This window comes from Streptomyces sp. CNH189 (genome assembly GCF_000527195.1).
Genome location: NZ_AZUS01000001.1, coordinates 520,061 through 537,946 on the forward strand (window position 1 = coordinate 520,061; position 17,886 = coordinate 537,946).

Consider the following 17,886-nt stretch of genomic DNA (forward strand, 5'->3'; position numbering starts at 1 on the left):
CCGCGGATCGCACGCCGCGTGTGACACGGCGGGGGCGGGCGTCCGCCCGCCCCCGCCGTCCGGTCACTTCGCCGGGCACTCCTTCCACGCGAGGTGGTACACCGTGTTGATGTCCCCGTCCGTGGAGTCCATGGTCATGTAGCTGACCTTCCGCGGGTCTGTCCCGGCGGTGACTCTCAGCTCGGTGTTGATGTTGAAGTTCCGCTGCACGCCGCAGGGCGCGTAGACGAGCTGCGCCCAGTCGGTCTCGTCCGTGGCCTGCCAGTTGTCGTCGTACGGACCCGCGTAGGGGTGGCTGCGGTACTCCGTGTTGGGCGACCCCTGGAAGTAGTACGAGGCCCGCTGGGTGGCCCGGGCGCCGGGCTGGAGCGCGGCGAAGCCCCGGTAGTCGGCGCTGGCGATGGCGTAGGTGAAGCCGGCCGGTACGTGGACCAGCAGGCTGAGCTGGCAGTTCCTGCGGCCGGCCGTGGGGTCGGAGTTCCCGCCCGCCTGGGCGAGGTAGTCGCTGTAGGTCACGGTGAACGCGGTGTTGTCGGCCGAGACGGCGACGGCCGCGGTACCGGCGGGACATCCCGACCCGTTCACCGTGGCGACTTTGATGACGATCTTGTCCGGCGGGGGGTCGTCGAATCCGGTCGCCGGGTTGTGCGCGGGTAACGCGGCGCCGAGCAGCGCGGCCGCCGCCACGCCGAGAAGCAGGCCACCAGCCATGGTTCTCCGTCCTTCGGTGGGGGGTGGTGTCGTACGGGGTGCCGTACGAGGTGCTGTGCGGGGTTCTGTGCGGGGTGCTGTGCGATGATTGAAGCGTCATGTACACGCCAAGCCGACGGGCACACGCACTCCCGGCTTCGTGAAGGAGACATGAAGGAGCGGTGAAGACCGGGAGCGCTCGCATCGTAGGGACGCGCGGAGCCCGGGGGACAGGGCGAACTCAGGCCATTCACTCCGGTCCGTAAATCACCGGTGCACAGGCGGGCGTACCGGGCCCGCCGTGTGAACGGCGAGCGCTCCGGTTCGTGGACAATGGCCCAGCACCGCTTGTGGCACAGACCAGGAGGCGCTCCCTTGGAGCTCAGCAGGCGCACCTTCACCGCCCTGACCGGCACGGCCGCGCTCGGCCTCGCGCTGGCCGGCAGCGGCGGGGCGGCGACCGGCCCGCAGGGGCCGCGCGTCGTGCCGACCGGACCGCCGCCCCCGCCGCCGGCCGCCGACGGCGGACGCCACCGCGTCGCCTTCGACCGGCACTCCCTGCTGGTCGACGACCGGCGCCTGGTGCTGTGGTCCGCCGAGATGCACCCCTTCCGGCTGCCGAGCCCGTCGCTGTGGCGGGACGTGCTGCAGAAGCTGCGCGCCCACGGCTTCAACGCGGTCGACGTGCCCGTGCCCTGGAACCTCCACTCCCCCGCGCCCGGCGTGCACGACTTCACCGGGGTGCGCGACCTGAACCGCTTCCTGTCCACGGCCGCCGAGGAGCGGCTGTACGTGGTGCTGCGGCCCGGCCCCTACCTCGGCGCGGACCTGGACGCCGGCGGCCTCCCCGGCTGGCTGACGGCCGCCGCGGGGACCGCGCGCACCGACGACCCCGAGTACCTGCGGCACGCGGAGGAGTGGCTCGGCGCGGTCGACGCGATCGCTGTCCGCCACCTGTTCACCGCGGGCGGCGGCACCGTGCTGCTGTACCGGCTCGAGGACGGGAGCCCGGTACCCGCCGACGACCCGGCCGCGCGCGCCCACCGGTCCCGCCTGTACGCGAAGGTGCGCGCCGACCGCATCGACGTGCCGGTGCTCGACGGCGAGGGCTGGTTCGGCGACCGCGGCTCCGGGCCCCGCACGGCCGGCTTCTCCGCCGGGGCGGGCGGCGGTGCGGCCGACCCGTGGGGCGGGGCGCCCTCCGGCGGCGAGGGGTACGCCCGGGTGCGCGAGGTCCACGACGCCGTGCAGGAGCGGCGGCGCCGCCTCACCGCCCTCGCCGGCCGGGTCACCGTGCACCACACCGGCATGGGGTTCGGCGGGACGTCGTGGGGCTGGCTGCCCGGGCCGGGCGTGTACACCTCGTACGACCACGGGGCGGTGCTCGACGAGGGGCGCCTGCCGGCGCCGAACATGGCCGCCGTCCAGCAGCTCGGGCACCTGGTGCGGACCGTGCCGGACCTAGCCCGGCTGGAGGAGGCCGGGGACGGCCCGCGGCGGGCGGCGGACGGCCGGCTGACGGTGCGCCACCTCGCCAACCCCGACACCGGCGCGCGGGTGTACGTGGTGCACAACGACACCGACGAGGAGGTCCGCGCCCCGCTGCCCGGCACCGGCATCGAGGTGCCGGTCACCGTGGCCGCCGGGGACGCCAAGCTGCTCGCCACCGGCCTGCGCCTCGGCCACCGCACACTCGCCTGGACCACCGCCCAGCCGATGCTCAGCATCTCCACCGGGCGGCAGGACGTGGCCGTGTTCGTCGGCCGGCACGGGGAGAGCGCCCAGCTGGCGCTGGACTGCGAGCGGCAGCCGGGCGTCGACCGCGCGGACACCGAACCGGCCTGGGCCTACGAACGGGGCCGGCTGAACGTGGTCGTACCGCTCGGGGTGGGCGGCCTGAGCCGGGTGCTGGTCAAGGACGGCGACTCCGAGACCCCCCTCGTGCTGCTGTTCGCCGACGACGAGACCGCGCTGCGCCTGTGGCCGTACGAGACCCCGGCCGGGCCGCTGCTGGTCTACGGCCCCGCCCTGCTGCGCTCGGCCGAACTGCGCGACGCCACACTCCACCTGACCGGCGACGTCGGCATCGAGACGGGCGTGGAGGTGTGGGGGCCGCGCGGGATCGCCGAGGTCACCTGGAACGGCGAGCCGGTGCCCACCTACGTCGGCCGGGCCCGCAGCCGGGTGATGGAGGGGCTGATGCCGGCCGTGCGCGCGGTGGCGCTGCCCGCCCTCGACGGCTGGCGGTTCCGCACCGAGAACCCGGAGTCCGACCCGGACTTCGACGACTCCGCGTGGACGGTGGCCGACCGCACCACGTCCCACAGCACCACACCCGTTCCCGAGGGCGGACCCGTGCTGTTCGCGGACGACTACGGCTTCCACCACGGCGACGTCTGGTACCGGGGGCGGACGGAGGACACCACCGGCATCCGGTCGGTGGCGCTGTCGTACAGCACCGGCACACAAGGCCTGCTGATGGCCTGGCTGGACGGCCGGCCGCTTGGCACCCACCGCATGCCGGTACCGGACGAGGACACCGCCGGACAGGGCACCTGGACGGCCACCGCGCGCCTCGACGTCCCCGAGGCGCTGCGCACCCCCGGGGAGCATGTGCTGTCCGTGCTCGTACGGCCCATGCAGCACGCCGGGACCGCTCCCGGCGAGGACGCCCACAAGGCCGCGCGCGGGCTGGTCGCCGCCGAGTTCACGGGCGGCACCCCCGCCGTCGAGTGGCGCATCAGGGGCGCCGCCGAGCCGGAGCGGGTGTGCGGGCCGTACAACAACGGCGGGCTGTACGGCGAACGGCGCGGCTGGCATCTGCCGGACCACGACGACCGCCGCTGGCGGACGGTCGAGCTCCCGCGCGCGGAGCGGCGGCAGGGCGTGGCCTGGTACCGCACCCGCTTCCGGCTCGGGCTCGGACCCGACCTGGACGCGTCCGTCGGGCTCACCCTGGAGGACGACCCGGAGCGCGCCTACCGGGTGCAGATCTTCCTCAACGGCTGGAACCTCGGCCAGTACGTCAACGACGTCGGCCCGCAGCACACCTTCGTGCTGCCGAACGGCATCCTGCGGGCCCGCGGCTCCAACACCCTGGCGCTGGCGGTGCTGTCCGACGGGACCACGCCGGCCGGGCCGCACACGGTCCGGCTGACGCTGCTGGACGCGGTACGCGGCGGTGTCCCGGTGGAGCCGGTGGACTCACCGGGGAGGTGAGCCCACCGGGCGGCGGCTCACGCCAGCCGGATCACGTTCCACGACAGCGGCTCCAGCACGGCGGTCAGCCGCCCGCCGCCCAGGGTGGTGCCCTCGGCCGCGTGCGGCACCACCCGTCCGGGCTCGGCGAGGGTGTTGCGCGCGTCCGGGTCGGCGTCCGCGAGCACGCTGTGCTCGACGACGGACGTCGGGCCGAGCCCGTTCAGCGCGACGTCCAGCGGCAGCGGTTCGGTGCGCGAGCGGTTGACGGCGAACACGGTGACCGAGCCGTCCTCGCCGCGCACGGCGGTCGCGTGCAGCAGATCCGCCTCCCCGTACTTCTTCGTGTCGTACGTCGGTGAGTCCACGCGCACGTCGAGGACCTCGCCGCGGCCGTACTTCGAGGCCTGGGCGAACGGGAAGAACGTCGTCTGCCGCCAGGCCGGGCCGCCGGGCTCGGTCATGATCGGGGCGATCACGTTGACCAGCTGGGCGAGACAGGCGACGGCGACCCGGTCGGCGTGCCGGAGCAGCGCGATCAGCAGCGAGCCGAGGACGACGGCGTCCGTGACGCTGTAGTTGTCCTCCAGCAGGCGCGGCGCCTCGGGCCAGTCCAGGGCGCCGACCTGCTCCTCGGTGCGGGACATGTACCAGACGTTCCACTCGTCGAACGAGAGGTTGATCTTCTTCCGGGACTTCAGGCGGGCCCCGACGTGGTCGCAGGTGGCGACCACGTCCTCGATGAAGGTCTCCATGTCGACGGCGGAGGCGAGGAAGGAGTCCACGTCCCCGTCGAGCGGCTCGTAGTAGGCGTGCAGGGAGATGTGGTCGACCAGGTCGTACGTCTCCCGCAGGACGGTCGCCTCCCACTCGGCGAAGGTCGCCATGGACCGGCCGGAGGAGCCGCAGGCGACGAGCTGCACGCCGGGGTCGATCTGACGCATGGCACGGGCGGTCTCGGCGGCGATGCGGCCGTACTCCTCGGCGGTCTTGTGGCCGGTCTGCCAGGGGCCGTCCATCTCGTTGCCCAGGCACCACAGCCGGATGCCGAAGGGGTCCTTGTCGCCGTGCTCCGCGCGCAGGTCGGACAGGGCGGTGCCGCCGGGGTGGTTGGCGTACTCCTGGAGCTGGAGGGCCTCGGCGACGCCCCGGGTGCCGAGGTTGACCGCCATCATCGGCTCGGCCTGCGGGCCGACCTTCCGCAGGAACGCGATGTACTCGGACAGGCCGAAGCGGTTGGTCTCGGTGGAGCGCCACGCCAGGTCCAGCCGGCGCGGGCGGTCCTCCACGGGGCCGACGGAGTCCTCCCAGCGGTAGCCGGAGACGAAGTTGCCGCCGGGATAGCGGACGGCGGTGACGCCGAGCTCGCGGACCAGGTCCAGGACGTCGCCGCGGATGCCGTCGGCGTCGGCGGTGGGGTGACCCGGTTCGAAGACGCCGGTGTAGACGCACCGGCCGAGGTGTTCGACGAAGGAGCCGAACAGGCGGGGGTCGACCGGGCCGACGGTGAAGGCGGGGTCCAGGGTGAAGCGGGCGGTGCGCATCGTGTCCTTTCGACGGGTCGGGTCCTGCTGCGGGCGCGTCACCGGGCGTCGGCTCCGGTACCGGGCGCCGCGAAGCCGAAGCTCCCCGCGACCCAACCCCCGGAACCTGGCGAGGAGTTGCCCGCGGTCAGGCCAGGCCGTCCCATTCCCTGCCCCATCTGCTCGCGTGCCATGCCCGTCGGAGGTGTACGACTGTTCGGTATCTCGAATGACGCCCGTAACTTCGAACGGGACCGTAGGTGTCGGGTGGTGCCGCGTCAATGCCTCGGACGGAACTCGCCCGGCCGCGCACCCCGCACGGCCGTCCCCGGCCGCCCGGCGGTCACCGGATCGCGTGACGCGGGCACTTCCGGCCGCGTACTCTCGAACGGCCTGACGTGCGGCGGTCGCACGGGCGAGGGGACCAGATGGATGGCGCGGGCGCACGGACGCGGGCCGTACGGCTCGCCTCCACGCTGCGGCGCTCCCGCACCCGCGCCGCCCTGCGCCGCCTGGCCCGCGATCTCTCCGCGGCGCTGCGCGCACGGCCCCGGCCGCCCACGGACGTGCGGGCGGCCTGCCGGGGACTGTGCGAGGAGATGACCGCGCGGCGCGGCGGGCGGCCCGTGGTCCTGCGCTTCGAACGCTTCCCGGACGAGATCGAAGTGACCGGCCTGTGGGTGGAGTTCCAGGACTTCGACCTGGTCATCGTGGAGGAACGGGCGGAAGCCATGCAGCAACTGGTCATCCTCGGGCACGAGTTGTGGCACATGCACGCCGGACACCGGCAGCACGCCCCCGCCGGGGCGCGGCGGGTCCTGGCGGGTGACGCACCGGACTGGGACACCGCGCTGGTGATGGCCGCGCGCCACGGCTCACGCGAGGCCGACGAGGCCGAGGCCGACGAGTTCGGGCACCGGATGGCCGCCGCCGTACGCCCCCTCCTGGACGACCGGGGCACCGGCGACGGCGGCGGCCTCGTCCAGCGGGCCCTGGGCTACCGCGGCGGGAAAGGCACGCGCCGGTGACCGCCCCGCTCGCCCTCACCCCCGCGGACGTCCTCGACGACCTCTACATCTCCTTCTGGATCCCCACGGGCGTCCTCACCGCGGCCCTCATCATCAAGCTGCCCACCATCGTCCGTCTGTGGCGGGACCCGCTGCTGCGCGCGGTGGGCGGACTGCTCCTGCTCGCCTGCACGGTCTTCGTCTTCGTGGCGCCCACGACCATCGCCCGGGTCAACCGCCTCACGGGGGTGCCGAACATCTCGGCGCCGTGGTGCTACTCCCTGCTCACCGCGTTCTGCGCCTCCTGCCTGCTGCTGATCATCGCCTGGCGCAACGGGCTGTCGGACCGCTCCGCCGCCACCCGGCGGGCGATGCGCTGGGTGGTCTCCCTCTACTCCGGGGTGATCGTCGCCCTGTGGGTGCTGTTCTTCCTCGCGGACGCGTCCGAGGAGCGGCTGCGGGACCTGGACACGTACTACGCCACCACGCCGTTCATGCGCGAGCAGATCCTGCTCTACCTGCTCGCGCACACCGTCGCCGTCCTGATCACGTGCCGGCTGCTGTGGAACTGGGTACAGACCGCGGGACTGGACGCCTGGCTGCGCTGGGGCCTGAAGTGCCTGGGCGTCGGCTACGCGCTGAACCTGGTCTTCGACGCCGCCAAACTCACCGCCGTGGGCGCCCGCTGGACCGGGAACGACCTGGACTGGCTCAGCACCGACCTGGCGCCGCCCGTCGCCTGCCTGTCGGCCATCCTGATCGCGGTGGGCTTCATCCTCCCGCACGCCGGCCAGTACCTGCACGAGCGCTGGCGCGTCCGGCTCGCCCACCACCGGCTGCGGCCGCTGTACGAGCTGATGCGCTCGGCCAACGGCAGGAGCGTGCCGTTCCTGCTGCGCGCCACCCCGGAGCTGCGGCTGATCCGCCGGGAGACCTTCATCCGCGACGAACTGCTGTCCCTGGCCCGGCACATCGACGAGGAACGACGCGGCCGCACACGCGAGGCGGCGCGCGGCCTCGGGTTCCCGCCGGAGCGGGCCGGGGCGCTGGCGAACGCGGTGGCGATCCTGGAGGCCGTCGAGTGCAGGCGCCGTTCGCCGGACGGCGAGGGCGCGCAGGACTCCGACACCACCGACCTGCTGCGGGAGATCGGTGCCGTCTCCCGGGAGCTGCGCCGCCCCCACACCGTCGAGGCGGTCCGCGCGCGTGCCGCCGCCCTCGCGCCGGACGCCCCCGAGGGCGTCCCGCGCGGCACGTCCGCCGGGCGCGGGGAACCGGCCCGGTGACCGCCGCGCCCGCCCGGCGCCGAGGACGGGCGCGCACCGGAGGAACAGATCCCCGTGAGATCCCCGTGAGAACCGACGACAGGTCAGGAGAACGAAGAGCGTGCCCGCCGTCCCAGAGAGAAGACGCCCGTCCATGAGCGGACGTCCCGCCACCGCCGTCGTGCTCGGCGGATCCTTCGCCGGACTGCTCGCCGCGCGGGCCCTGGCCCCGTTCGCCCGGGTCACCGTGGTGGAGCGCGACGCGCTGCCCTCGGGTCCCGAGCCCCGGCGCGGCGTCCCGCAGGCCCGGCACGCGCACCAGCTGTGGTCGGGCGGGGCGCGCGCCCTGGAGGAACTGGTCCCGGGCACCACCGGGCGGCTGCTGGCGGCGGGCGCCCACCGCCAGCCGGTCACCGCGAACACCGTGGTGCTGTCACCGCACGGCTGGTACCGGCGCTGGGACGAGTCCCACTTCATGCTGCTGTGCACCAGGGACCTGCTGGAGGCGACCGTACGGGCGGAGGTGCTCGGCGACGAACGGGTCGAACTGCTCGACCGGACCGAGATCCTCGCGCTCGACGGCACCCGCGCCGCCGTCACCGGTGTCCGGGTCCGCGCGCACGACGGCGCCGAACGCACGCTGCGGGCCGATCTGGTGGTCGACGCCACCGGCCGCGCCTCCCGCACCGCCCGGTGGCTGACCGACGCCGGTCTGCCCGCTGTCGAGCGCCGGGACGTCGACACCGGGCTGGTGTACGCGAGCCGCCTCTACCGCGCCCCGGAGGGGGCCCGGAACGGCTTCCCGGTCGTCAACGTGCAGCAGGACCCGCGCACCGGCGGGCCGGGCCGCGGCGGGGTACTGCTGCCCGTGGAGGACGGGCACTGGCTGGTCACCCTCTTCGGTACCCGGGGCGGCGAACCCACCTCCCAGGCAGACGACTTCGAGCGGTACGCCCGCGAGGAGCTGCGCCACCCGGTGATAGCCCACCTGCTCGGCGCGGCGGTCCCGCGGACGGAGGTGTCCCTCACCCGGGCCACCGGCAACCGCCGCTTCTTCTACGAGCGGATGAAGGAGTGGCCGGAGAACCTGGTGGTGGTCGGGGACGCGCTCACCGCGCTCAACCCCGTCTACGGCCACGGCATGGCGGTGGCCGCGCGCGGCGCGGCGGCGCTGCGCGCGGCGGTGCGCCGGCACGGGTGGGGGACGCCGGGACTGGCCCGCCGCGCACAGCGTGCGGTGGCCCGGCCGGTGGGCGCGGCCTGGGACCTCGCCCTGGGCCAGGACGTGTTCTACCCGGGCCCGACCCACGGCGCCCCGTCCGCGCGGGACCGGTGGCTGGCCGCGTACGTCGGCCGGCTGATGTACACGGCCACCGGGAACGGGCGCATCGCGCGGCGGGTCACCGACGTGACCTCGCTGGAGCGGGGCGCGGGGGTGCTGCTGGCCCCGTCCGTGCTGATGGCGGCACTGGCGGGGCCGCTGAAGCCCGCCCTGACGGCCCCGCCGCTGACGGCGGAGGAACGCAAGGCGGCCGGCCTGACCTGAGGTCCGGCCGGCTCAGCCGGCGAAGGCGGGCTGGGCCACGCCCTTGCCCGCACCCGGCACCACCAGCAGGGACCCGGCGAGCGGGTGCGGGGCGGTCAGGCCCACGCGGGCCGTGGTGATGTAGAGGTCGGTCAGCGCGGGGCCGCCGAAGGCGCAGGCCGTGACGCGCGGGACGGGCAGCTCGATCACCCGGTCCAGCTCGCCGGACGGGGTGTAGCGGCGCACCGCCGCCCCGTCCCACAGGGCCACCCACACACAGCCGTCGGCGTCGACGGTGAGGCCGTCGGGGTAGCCGGCGCCCTCCTCGATCACGGCGAGCGGGCGGCGGCCGGAGACCGTGCCGTCCTCGCCGGCGTCGAACACGTCGACGCGCCGGGTGGGGGTGTCGATGTAGTACATCAGCCGGCCGTCGGGGCCCCAGCCGGTGCCGTTGCTCACGGTCGCGTCGTCGAGCAGGACGGTGACCGTGCCGTCGCCCGTCACCCGGGACAGGGTGCCGCCGCCGGTCGCCTCGTCGTAGCGCATGGTGCCCGCGAAGAGGCTGCCGTCGGGGGCGACGGCGGCGTCGTTGCCCCGGCGGCCGGGGACCGGTTCGCGGTGCAGCCAGCGGAAGGAGCCGTCGGGGTCGAGCAGGCCGATGCCGTCCCGCAGGTTCAGCACCAGGCCGCCGCCCGCGCGGGGCTTGACCGCGCCCACGTGCTGCTCGGTGCGGCGCACGGTGCGCCGGCCGGTGGCGGGGTCGTAGGTGTGCAGCCGGGAGCCCAGGATGTCGATCCACAGCAGCCGGCCGGTGGCCGGGTCCCAGGTGGGGCCCTCGCCCAGTTCCGCCTCCGCGCGGACCGCGACGTCGAACGCGAGTGTCATGCCATGCTCCTGTGGCCAAGGCGCTCGGAGAGTTCGGCGGCGCCCTTGACGGCGAGCTGCTCCAGCTCGCCCAGGCGGTCGTCGCTCCAGCGGATCATCGGTACGGAAATGGACAGCGCGGCGACCACCTGTCCGGTGCGGTCGCGCACGGGCGCGGCGACGCAGGAGACGTCCGGGTTGGACTCCCGGCTCTCCACCGCCACGCCCCGGCCGCGGATCTCCGCGAGTCTCTCGCGCAGGACGGCCGGGTCGGTGATGCTGTTCGGGGTCATCGCGGCCAGCTCCGCGTCGTCGGGGAAGCGCGCGGCCAGTTCCGGCTCGGGGAGGGAGGCCAGCAGCATCTTGCCGACGGACGTGCAGTGCGCGGGGAGCCGGCGGCCGGCCGCCGACACCATCCGCACCGCGTGCGTGGAGTCGACCTTGGCGATGTAGATGACGTCGGTGTGCTCCAGGATCGCCACGTGCACGGTCTCGTCGCAGGTCTCGGCGACGGACCGGGCGACCTGCTGGCCCTCGGCGGCCAGGTCCAGGTGCTCGGCGTAGCGGGCACCCAGCTGGTACGGCCGGACGCCCAGCCGGTAGCGGCCCGGCTGACCGGCCACCGGGACGATGTACTTACGTGCCGCGAGCGTGGTGACCAGCTCGTGGACGGTGGTGCGGGGCAGTTGCAGCTTCCGCACGATGTCGGGGGCGGAGAGCGTGCCGTCCCCGTCGAGGAAGAGCTCGAGGATGTCGAGAGCCCGGGTCACGGCTGGTACGAGTCGTCCCACGACCGGCCCCCTCCTAGCGTTCGATATACCAACACACGATCGGCATGACGAACACAGGCTAGCCACAGCCCATCCAGCCAGGCAATGGGCTACAGCCCCCACACCCGCGCCCCTTGAAGAGGCGCGGGGAACTGCGCACCCAGCCACAGCGCCCCCGCACCCACAACCACCACCCACACCACGGCCGCCCCAAAGGGGCGCGGGGAACTGCGCGACCAGCCACAGCGGCCCCGCACCCGAGACACCACCCGCACCACAGGCTCCCCAAAGGGGCGCGGGGAACTGCGCACCCAACCCCCACGCACCCGCACCCGCACCCGCACCCGCACAGCCCCCCACACACAACTCCCGGAGAGCCGCCGATGGGCGACGATGAACCCGTGCCCACCGGACAACGCCCACCTGAACCGTTCACCCCCCTCCACTTCCAACTGGTACTGCTCCGCCGCATGGCCGACCACAACCCCGGCCCGGTGGAGGACGCCCGGCGTCGCCTGGGCGCCTCCCTCGCCGACATGCGCCAGGCCAACCGCCGCTGGCAGGCGATGGTCCGCTCACCCCGCCCCCGCCCGGCGCTGTCCCGCTACCGTTCCGTACTCGGCGAGCCGGAGTCACGCACCCCGCGCCGGGTCGGCGACCTGGACTGCGAGGCATGGCACTGGCCGGTCCCGCTCTGGCCGGACCTGCGCTTCGAGGTGCTGACCCCGGCGGGCGGGGGCACGGTGTGGAACGAGTGGCTGGTCCGCGCGCCGGGCGCACCGGCCCCCGTGCTGCGCACGCTGGAGGACCTCACGCCCTGGTCGTGCACGGTGGACGAGGCCGCCCGTGCCTTCGCCCCGGCCCGCCCGCTCGAGGGCTCGGCGCCCACCCGCTGGGGTCTGGCCTTCACGGCCCCCGATGCGGCGGGCGCCCGTCAGGAGGTGGTCGCCGAGTTCACCTGGGGCCTGCTCCAGCGCACGGCCGTCAGCGGCCGGCCGCCTCGATGATCCGCTCCACGACCACGGGCACCGACTCCGGGTGCAGCCACAGGAACAGGTTCGGCTCGACCAGTTCCAGCTCCATCACCCGGGGCAGCCCGTCGTCACCGTCCACCAGATCGACGCGCGCGTAGAGCAGGTCCGGCGCGCCGGGCACGGCGGCCAGGGCGCTCTCGGCGACGGCGGTCTCGGCCTCGGTCGGCGTCCAGTCCGTCAGCCCCGGGTGGGCCACCTTGCGCTGGTCGTAGGGCGTACCGGGGGCGAGCACGGGGCCCTTCCGGCTGGCGTGCAGCAGCGTCCCGCCGAAGAACTGCAGCGCCCGCTCCCCGCCGGTGTCGATGGCCCGCACGTACGGCTGCACCATCGCGGTGAACCCTTCGGCGTGCATGTGCCGCACATGCGCCACGGCCGTGTCGCGCTCGCGGGGCGTGTACCGGGCGGCGAACCGCGCACCGGCCCCGGAGGCGGGCTTCACCACGAACTCGTGGCCGTCCGGCAGGTCGACGTCGTCCCCCGGCGCCAGATACCGCGTCTCCACCACGGGCACACCGGCCGCGGCGAGGTCGGCGAGGTAGCGCTTGTCGGTGTTCCACCGCACCACGTCCGCCGGGTTGGCCAGCCGGGTCAGCTTGCCGCAGCGTTCGGCCCACGCGGTGAACTCCGCCGCGCGCCAGCTGTAGTCCCAGGTGGACCGGATGACGGCGAGGTCGAACCGCCCCCAGTCGACGGCGGCGTCGTCCCACACCTCCGCGGACGCCTCGACCCCGGCCGCGTCCAACGCCCCCACGAGCCCCGGCAGGTCCCGGTCCTCGGCCACATCGGCGCCACCCGCACAGGTAACCAACGCAACCCGCACCCCGCCACCCCTCCCTCGACCACATCCTTGCCGAAGGAGGCTAACAACCACCGCCCACCCGGCGTCACGGGCGCCGACCCCGCCGGTGCCGGCCCTCCGCTGCGCCACAATCACCCACATGTCCCTGTCCGGAACGCACGCCCACACCATCGCAGCCGATCTGCCGCCCCTGGTGAAGCGCGCCGTCGCCGCGGCCCGCGCCCACGGCTTCCCGTACTCCTGTCGCCCCGAGCAGGGCCGACTCCTGTACGCGTTGGCGGGCGGGGCCCGGGGGTCCGTCGGAGAGACCGGCACAGGGTGCGGAGTGAAACTGGCGTGGCTCGCGTCCGGCGCACGCACGGGCGTACAGCTGGTCAGTGCGGAACGGGATCCGGAACGGGCCGACGTGGCCGCCGAGGTCTTCGCGGACCACCCGGACGTGACCGTCCTCGTCGGTGACTGGCAGCGCACCGAGGCCGGCCGTCGGCGATCACGTCGAGGATGGCCTGGTGCTGAAGAAGGAGCGGTGGGAGGCCCAGGTTGGCGCAACCACTCCGTGCGGCCATCGGCGATCTGGTTCGCGACAAAGCGCATGATCTACCGAGCAGCCCGCTGTGCGCTGCCGCCGTCACTGCCGTGTGGGACCGGCAGCCGCCCTACGCGCCCGCGCCACCCGCCTCAGTTCCCTCCGCCGTGTGGGCGCGTGCGGCCCGCGGCGCGGTCAGGGCGTCGTCCGGGCGCCGCTCGCGGCCCGGGCCGGGAGCGGTGGTGGGTGGCTGGTGGTGGTCGTGCCGGGTTGGGGGTAGGACCCTGGACGCAGCGGGTCCCGGCGCACCACGGCCGCGGGACGGCGGCGGCCGACGACAGCTACCCAAGGAGTACGACGCGTGTCCTCTCTCTTCCCGGCCCTCACCGACGGCCCGGCCGGCAGCTCCGCCGGCCGTCCCGCCCTGCGCTTCGGCGAGCGCGCACTGACGTACGGGGAGCTCGCCGTCGCGGCCGGCGCGGTGGCCGGGGACCTGAAGGGGGTGCGCCGGGCCGCCGTCTGGGCCACTCCGGCCCTGGAGACCGCGGTCGCGGTCACCGCGGCCCTGCTCGCCGGGGTGGTCGTGGTCCCGCTCAACCCGAAGTCGGGCGAGCGGGAGCTCGGCCACATCCTCGGCGACAGCGCCCCCGACGTACTCCTCACCGCACCGGGCACCGGCCTGCCCGCCGCACCGGCCGCCCTCCCCCGCGTCGACGTGGACCCGGCAGCCCGCGCCGAGGCCCCTGGCTCCGTGCCCGACGACCGGGAGCGGGACCCGGAGGACCCCGCCCTGATCGTCTACACCTCCGGCACCACCGGCCCGCCCAAGGGCGCGGTCGTCCCCCGCCGTTCGATCGCCTCGACGCTGGACGCCCTCGCCGACGCCTGGCGGTGGACGGCCGACGACGTGCTGGTGCACGGCCTGCCCCTGTTCCACGTGCACGGCCTGGTCCTCGGCACGCTCGGCCCGCTGCGCCGCGGCGGCGCGGTGCGCCATCTGGGCCGGTTCACCACCGAGGGCGTGGCCCGCGAGCTGAACGACGGCGCGACCATGCTGTTCGGCGTGCCGACGATGTACCACCGGATCGCGGAGGCGCTGCCCGCCGAGCCGGAACTGGTGCGGGCGCTGTCCGGGGCCCGACTGCTGGTGTCGGGGTCGGCCGCGCTGCCGGTGCACGACCACGAGCGGATCACGGCGGCGACGGGGGCCCGGGTCGTCGAGCGGTACGGCATGACAGAGACGCTGATGAACACCAGCGTCCGCGTGGACGGCGCGACCCGCCCCGGCTCGGTGGGCGTGCCGCTGCCGGGGGTCGAACTGCGCCTGGTGGAGGAGGACGGCTCCCCCGTGACGTCGGACGACGGTGAGACGGTGGGCGAGATCCAGGTGCGCGGGCCGAACCTGTTCACCGAGTACCTCAACCGGCCGGACGCGACGGCCGCCGCGTTCACCGCCGACGGCTGGTTCCGCACCGGGGACATGGCGGTGCGCGACCCCGGCGGTGACGTCCGCATCGTCGGCCGCAAGGCCACCGACCTGATCAAGAGCGGCGGCTACAAGATCGGCGCCGGTGAGATCGAGAACGCGCTGCTGGAGCACCCAAGCGTGAGGGAGGCCGCCGTCACCGGGGAGCCGGACGCCGACCTGGGCGAGCGGATCGTGGCCTGGGTGGTGCCGGCCGACCCGCAGTCACCACCCGGCCTGGAGGAACTGGCCGCCCATGTGGCCGCGCGTCTCGCCCCGCACAAGCGCCCCCGCGTGGTCCGCCATCTCGACGTCCTGCCCCGCAACGACATGGGCAAGATCATGAAGCGGGCGCTGACGCATGGCTGACCGTCCCTCGGCCCGCGAGGCCGTCGCGCTCGTCACCGGCACGTTCACCGAACTGCCGTATCCGCGGCGGCAGTCGTCGCCGGACGGACCGCTCGGCTGGCCCGGTTACGACGCCGCCCGCGCCCGCGCCGCCGCACGCACCGGCGAGGACGAGTCCGTGGTCTGCGGGGTCGCGGACGTCGAAGGCACCCGGGCGGTGCTCGTCGCCTTCGAGTTCGGCTTCCTCGGCGGCTCCCTCGGCGAGGGCACCGGTGACCGCCTGGAGGCGGCGTACGCGCACGCCCGCGCCCACCGGCTGCCACTGGTGTCCCTGGTCGCCACCGGCGGCAGCCGGATGCAGGAGGGCATGCTCGCCCTGACCCAGCTCCAGCGGGTGGCACGCGCGTCGGCGCTCGCCCGGGAGGCGGGGCTGCCGCAGATAGCCGTGCTACGCGACCCCACGACGGGCGGCGGCTGGGCCACGCTGGGCGCGGGCGCCGACGTCGTGCTGGCGCTGCCCGGCGCGCAGGTCGGTTTCGCCGGCTCCCGGGTCCGCCCGGCGGACGCGGACCCGGCGGCGTACACGGCCGAGGCGCAGGTGGCGGCGGGCGCGGCGGACGCGCTGGTCCGCCCCGAGGAGCTGCGCGGCACCCTGGGCCGCTGGCTGCGGCTGCTGACCCGCCCCTCCGCCGAGCCGGCCCCGCCGCCGCACGCGCTGGGCGCGCCGGACCTCCCGGCCACCGGCTGGGACGCCGTCCGCCAGGCCCGCTCGTCCCGGCGCCCGCGCGCCGCCGCCTACCTCGACGTGTATTTCACCTCGCGCGTCACCCTCTCCGGCGACCGCTGCGGCGGCACCGACCCCGACGGCATGCTCTGCGGCTTCGGCGAGCACCAGGGCCGTACGGTCGCCTACGCGGCGCAGACCGGCACGGCCACCCGCCCCGCCGGCTACCGCACCGCGACCCGGCTGGTCGGGCTCGCGGACCGGCTGGGCATCCCGGTGCTGACCCTGGTGGACACCCCCGGCGCGGCGAACGACGCGGACGCGGAACGGCAGGGCGCGGGCGCCGCCATCGCGGACCTGTTCGGCGCGGTGGCCGCCGCCCGCACCCCGCTCACCACCCTGGTGATCGGCGAGGGCGGCTCCGGCGGCGCGCTGGCGCTGGCCGCGCCGGGCAACACGTGGGTAACGCCGGACAGTTACTTCTCGGTGATCGCCCCGGAGCTGGCCGCGGCCATCCTGAAGCGCCGCCCGGACGAGGTGGAGGCGACGGCGGACGCGCTCCGCATCCGCCCCCAGGACCTGGTGGAGCTGGGGGTGGTGCGGGGGGTCGTGGGCCCGGCGGGCGCTCAGCCCACGAGTTCCGCCTGAGCGGCCTCGGCCTCACCGGGCAGCGGCTTCCCGGACCGGTTCTTCACCAGTTCGACCTTCTCCACGAACAGCTGGAACAGGAGCTGGCTGGGGCCGAGTTCGCGGCCGTTCTTGCCGTTGTTGCCCTGCGCGATGCCGAGGCTGTAGGGCTCCTTGTCCTCGGCCTTCACGCCGATGTACCCGCCCAGCGTGCCCTCGTTCGCCGTCGCGTTCTGGTACGTCCCGCCGCTCTTGTTCGCCTTGCGGATCAGGTCGTTCTTGTACCCGGGGCCGAGTGCCATGTGTTCCGGGCTGAAGAGGAGTTCGTGGGCGCCGGGCCGCAGCGTGAACCTGAGCTGCACCACGTAGGACTCGCCCTCCATGTCGAAGTACCCGTCGGCCTGCCCCTGATCGCCGAGGTGCGCGCCGATCGTGAGGCCCGTGAATCCCTTCTGGCGGAACTCCTTCGCCGTGCCGGTCCCGGAGGCGACGTACGCCAGCAGCTCCTCGCGCGCGCCCTCGTCCCCCCAGTAGGTGAGGGCGGCGTACGCCTCTTCGAAACTCATGGAGCGGTACAGCTCCAGCTGCCCGCCCGTCTGCGGCTTCGTCGCCAGTTCGGCGAGGAGGCGGGGGCCGACGGACGCGATGATGTCGTCGATCCTGCGCGGCTTGCCCGCCTTGAAGCCTTTCGCCTTCTTCTTGGACTCGGCCTGCAACTTGGCCTTCTCCTTGGCGGACGCCTTGTCCTTCCCGCCCACCCCCGCCTTGCCCTCCCAGTACTCCTCCGTCAGGCGGTCCTGCGGGTTCTCCACGCGCTGCACCGCGAGCCCCGCCCCCGACGGCGCCGGGGACTCCGTACGGCGCTGCACGTCCGTGGCGGCCCGGTGGCCGGGCGCCATGACCCGGGCGGCGTTGGCCTCCGCCTCGCGCTCGAAGCGGTCCGACGGGTCGGAGACCTTCAGCCCCGCGCCGTTGTCGGTCCCGGCGACCGGGCCCTGACGCTGCTGGATGACATGGGTGAGTTCGTGGGCGAGGGTGTGCCGGTCCCCGCCGCCCGCACCGAGGACGACATGACTGCCCGAGGTGTAGGCGCGGGCCCCGACCTCGGCGGCGGACGCCCTGGCGGCGCGGTCGTCGTGGACGCGGACGTCGGAGAAGTCCGCGCCGAGGCGGGCCTCCATGTCACCGCGGGTGGCGTCGTCCAGGGGGCGCCCGGAGGTGCGCAGGACGTCGTGCACCGCCGACCGCTGCACCGGCCGCTCACCGGCCGGCGCGTGTCCGCACCCGTCGGTGTGCCGGTGCTGCTCCTCGTCGCGCGGGTGACCGGCCTGCCGGAGCATCTGTACGACCGCGGCGTTTCCGGCGCTCGCCTGAAGCCCGCTCAGCCCCACGGGCGCCGGGGCCGCCCGGGACGTCACGGCGGGGCCGGGAGGCAGCAGCGCCTGCTCGTCGGTCTTCAGCGCCGGGCGGGGTTTCTTGGGACTCACGGGATCGCCTCTTCGCTCCGTCGGGGCCGTCGCC

General features: G+C 74.6%; 13 protein-coding genes. 7 read left to right on the top strand and 6 right to left on the bottom strand.

Annotation, left to right across the window (positions count from 1 at the left end; all coding sequences use genetic code 11):
* Positions 1 to 63 precede the first annotated feature (63 nt).
* Entirely contained in the window at positions 64 to 711 is a 648-nt protein-coding gene (locus tag B100_RS0102340) for a DUF4360 domain-containing protein (protein WP_024882869.1), read from the bottom strand.
* A gap of 354 nt (positions 712 to 1,065) precedes the next feature.
* Here B100_RS0102340 and B100_RS0102345 point away from each other — a divergent pair, with 354 nt between their 5' ends.
* The gene (locus B100_RS0102345) at positions 1,066 to 3,909 is read left to right on the top strand and encodes a beta-galactosidase (RefSeq protein WP_024882870.1); all 2,844 of its coding nucleotides are present in this window, start codon (positions 1,066 to 1,068) and stop codon (positions 3,907 to 3,909) included.
* 17 nt (positions 3,910 to 3,926) lie between these two features.
* On the opposite strand, the gene arfA is transcribed toward B100_RS0102345, so the two are convergent.
* Positions 3,927 to 5,432, bottom strand: coding sequence for an arabinosylfuranosidase ArfA (arfA, locus tag B100_RS0102350; protein ID WP_024882871.1), 1,506 nt, complete (start codon positions 5,430 to 5,432; stop codon positions 3,927 to 3,929).
* 407 nt (positions 5,433 to 5,839) lie between these two features.
* Here arfA and B100_RS0102355 point away from each other — a divergent pair, with 407 nt between their 5' ends.
* The 3 genes from B100_RS0102355 (at position 5,840) to B100_RS0102365 (ending at position 9,229) form a co-directional block, all read left to right on the top strand.
* Complete coding sequence (locus tag B100_RS0102355) at positions 5,840 to 6,439, top strand: hypothetical protein (protein ID WP_024882872.1); 600 nt, start codon at positions 5,840 to 5,842, stop codon at positions 6,437 to 6,439.
* Positions 6,436 to 7,704 (top strand): MAB_1171c family putative transporter, encoded by a 1,269-nt coding sequence (locus B100_RS0102360; protein ID WP_024882873.1) that lies wholly within the window; start codon positions 6,436 to 6,438, stop codon positions 7,702 to 7,704. Before B100_RS0102355 ends, B100_RS0102360 begins: the two co-directional genes overlap by 4 nt.
* 133 nt (positions 7,705 to 7,837) lie before the next feature.
* Positions 7,838 to 9,229, top strand: coding sequence for an FAD-dependent monooxygenase (locus B100_RS0102365; RefSeq protein ID WP_024882874.1), 1,392 nt, complete (start codon positions 7,838 to 7,840; stop codon positions 9,227 to 9,229).
* A 12-nt stretch (positions 9,230 to 9,241) separates the two neighbouring features.
* Here B100_RS0102365 and B100_RS0102370 read toward each other — a convergent pair whose 3' ends face one another.
* Positions 9,242 to 10,093 carry an SMP-30/gluconolactonase/LRE family protein gene (locus B100_RS0102370; protein ID WP_024882875.1) on the bottom strand — a complete coding sequence of 284 codons (852 nt, stop codon included), beginning with the start codon at positions 10,091 to 10,093 and terminating at the stop codon, positions 9,242 to 9,244.
* On the bottom strand, positions 10,090 to 10,863 hold the full coding sequence (locus tag B100_RS0102375) for an IclR family transcriptional regulator (RefSeq protein ID WP_024882876.1): 774 nt from the start codon (positions 10,861 to 10,863) through the stop codon (positions 10,090 to 10,092). The genes B100_RS0102370 and B100_RS0102375 overlap by 4 nt, the downstream gene beginning before the upstream one ends.
* A gap of 362 nt (positions 10,864 to 11,225) precedes the next feature.
* Between B100_RS0102375 and B100_RS0102380 the strand changes: the two genes are divergently transcribed.
* Complete coding sequence (locus B100_RS0102380) at positions 11,226 to 11,849, top strand: hypothetical protein (protein ID WP_024882877.1); 624 nt, start codon at positions 11,226 to 11,228, stop codon at positions 11,847 to 11,849.
* Here the strand turns inward: B100_RS0102380 and B100_RS0102385 are convergent.
* Positions 11,827 to 12,657, bottom strand: a complete 831-nt coding sequence (locus tag B100_RS0102385; RefSeq protein ID WP_486585579.1) for an ATP-grasp domain-containing protein — start codon at positions 12,655 to 12,657, stop codon at positions 11,827 to 11,829. The two genes, B100_RS0102380 and B100_RS0102385, sit on opposite strands and share 23 nt — an antisense overlap.
* Before the next feature lie 905 nt (positions 12,658 to 13,562).
* Between B100_RS0102385 and B100_RS0102390 the strand changes: the two genes are divergently transcribed.
* Together B100_RS0102390 and B100_RS0102395 are read left to right on the top strand one after the other, a co-directional pair.
* Complete coding sequence (locus tag B100_RS0102390; protein WP_024882879.1) at positions 13,563 to 15,035, top strand: acyl-CoA synthetase; 1,473 nt, start codon at positions 13,563 to 13,565, stop codon at positions 15,033 to 15,035.
* Positions 15,028 to 16,386: a carboxyl transferase domain-containing protein gene (locus B100_RS0102395; protein ID WP_024882880.1), complete on the top strand. Its 1,359-nt coding sequence runs from the start codon at positions 15,028 to 15,030 to the stop codon at positions 16,384 to 16,386. Before B100_RS0102390 ends, B100_RS0102395 begins: the two co-directional genes overlap by 8 nt.
* On the opposite strand, the gene B100_RS35175 is transcribed toward B100_RS0102395, so the two are convergent.
* Positions 16,365 to 17,852 (bottom strand): eCIS core domain-containing protein, encoded by a 1,488-nt coding sequence (locus B100_RS35175; RefSeq protein WP_024882881.1) that lies wholly within the window; start codon positions 17,850 to 17,852, stop codon positions 16,365 to 16,367. The genes B100_RS0102395 and B100_RS35175 overlap by 22 nt on opposite strands.
* Between the last annotated feature and the right edge of the window lie 34 nt (positions 17,853 to 17,886).

What these genes read in the sequence shown, in the direction of transcription:
- B100_RS0102395 (WP_024882880.1), top strand. Translation starts at nt 15,028, where the DNA reads ATGGCTGACCGTCCCTCGGCCCGCGAGGCCGTCGCGCTCGTCACCGGC.
- B100_RS0102355 (WP_024882872.1), top strand. Translation starts at nt 5,840, where the DNA reads ATGGATGGCGCGGGCGCACGGACGCGGGCCGTACGGCTCGCCTCCACG.
- B100_RS0102340 (WP_024882869.1), bottom strand. Translation starts at nt 711, where the DNA reads ATGGCTGGTGGCCTGCTTCTCGGCGTGGCGGCGGCCGCGCTGCTCGGC.
- B100_RS0102365 (WP_024882874.1), top strand. Translation starts at nt 7,838, where the DNA reads ATGAGCGGACGTCCCGCCACCGCCGTCGTGCTCGGCGGATCCTTCGCC.
- arfA (WP_024882871.1), bottom strand. Translation starts at nt 5,432, where the DNA reads ATGCGCACCGCCCGCTTCACCCTGGACCCCGCCTTCACCGTCGGCCCG.
- B100_RS0102370 (WP_024882875.1), bottom strand. Translation starts at nt 10,093, where the DNA reads ATGACACTCGCGTTCGACGTCGCGGTCCGCGCGGAGGCGGAACTGGGC.
- B100_RS0102380 (WP_024882877.1), top strand. Translation starts at nt 11,226, where the DNA reads ATGGGCGACGATGAACCCGTGCCCACCGGACAACGCCCACCTGAACCG.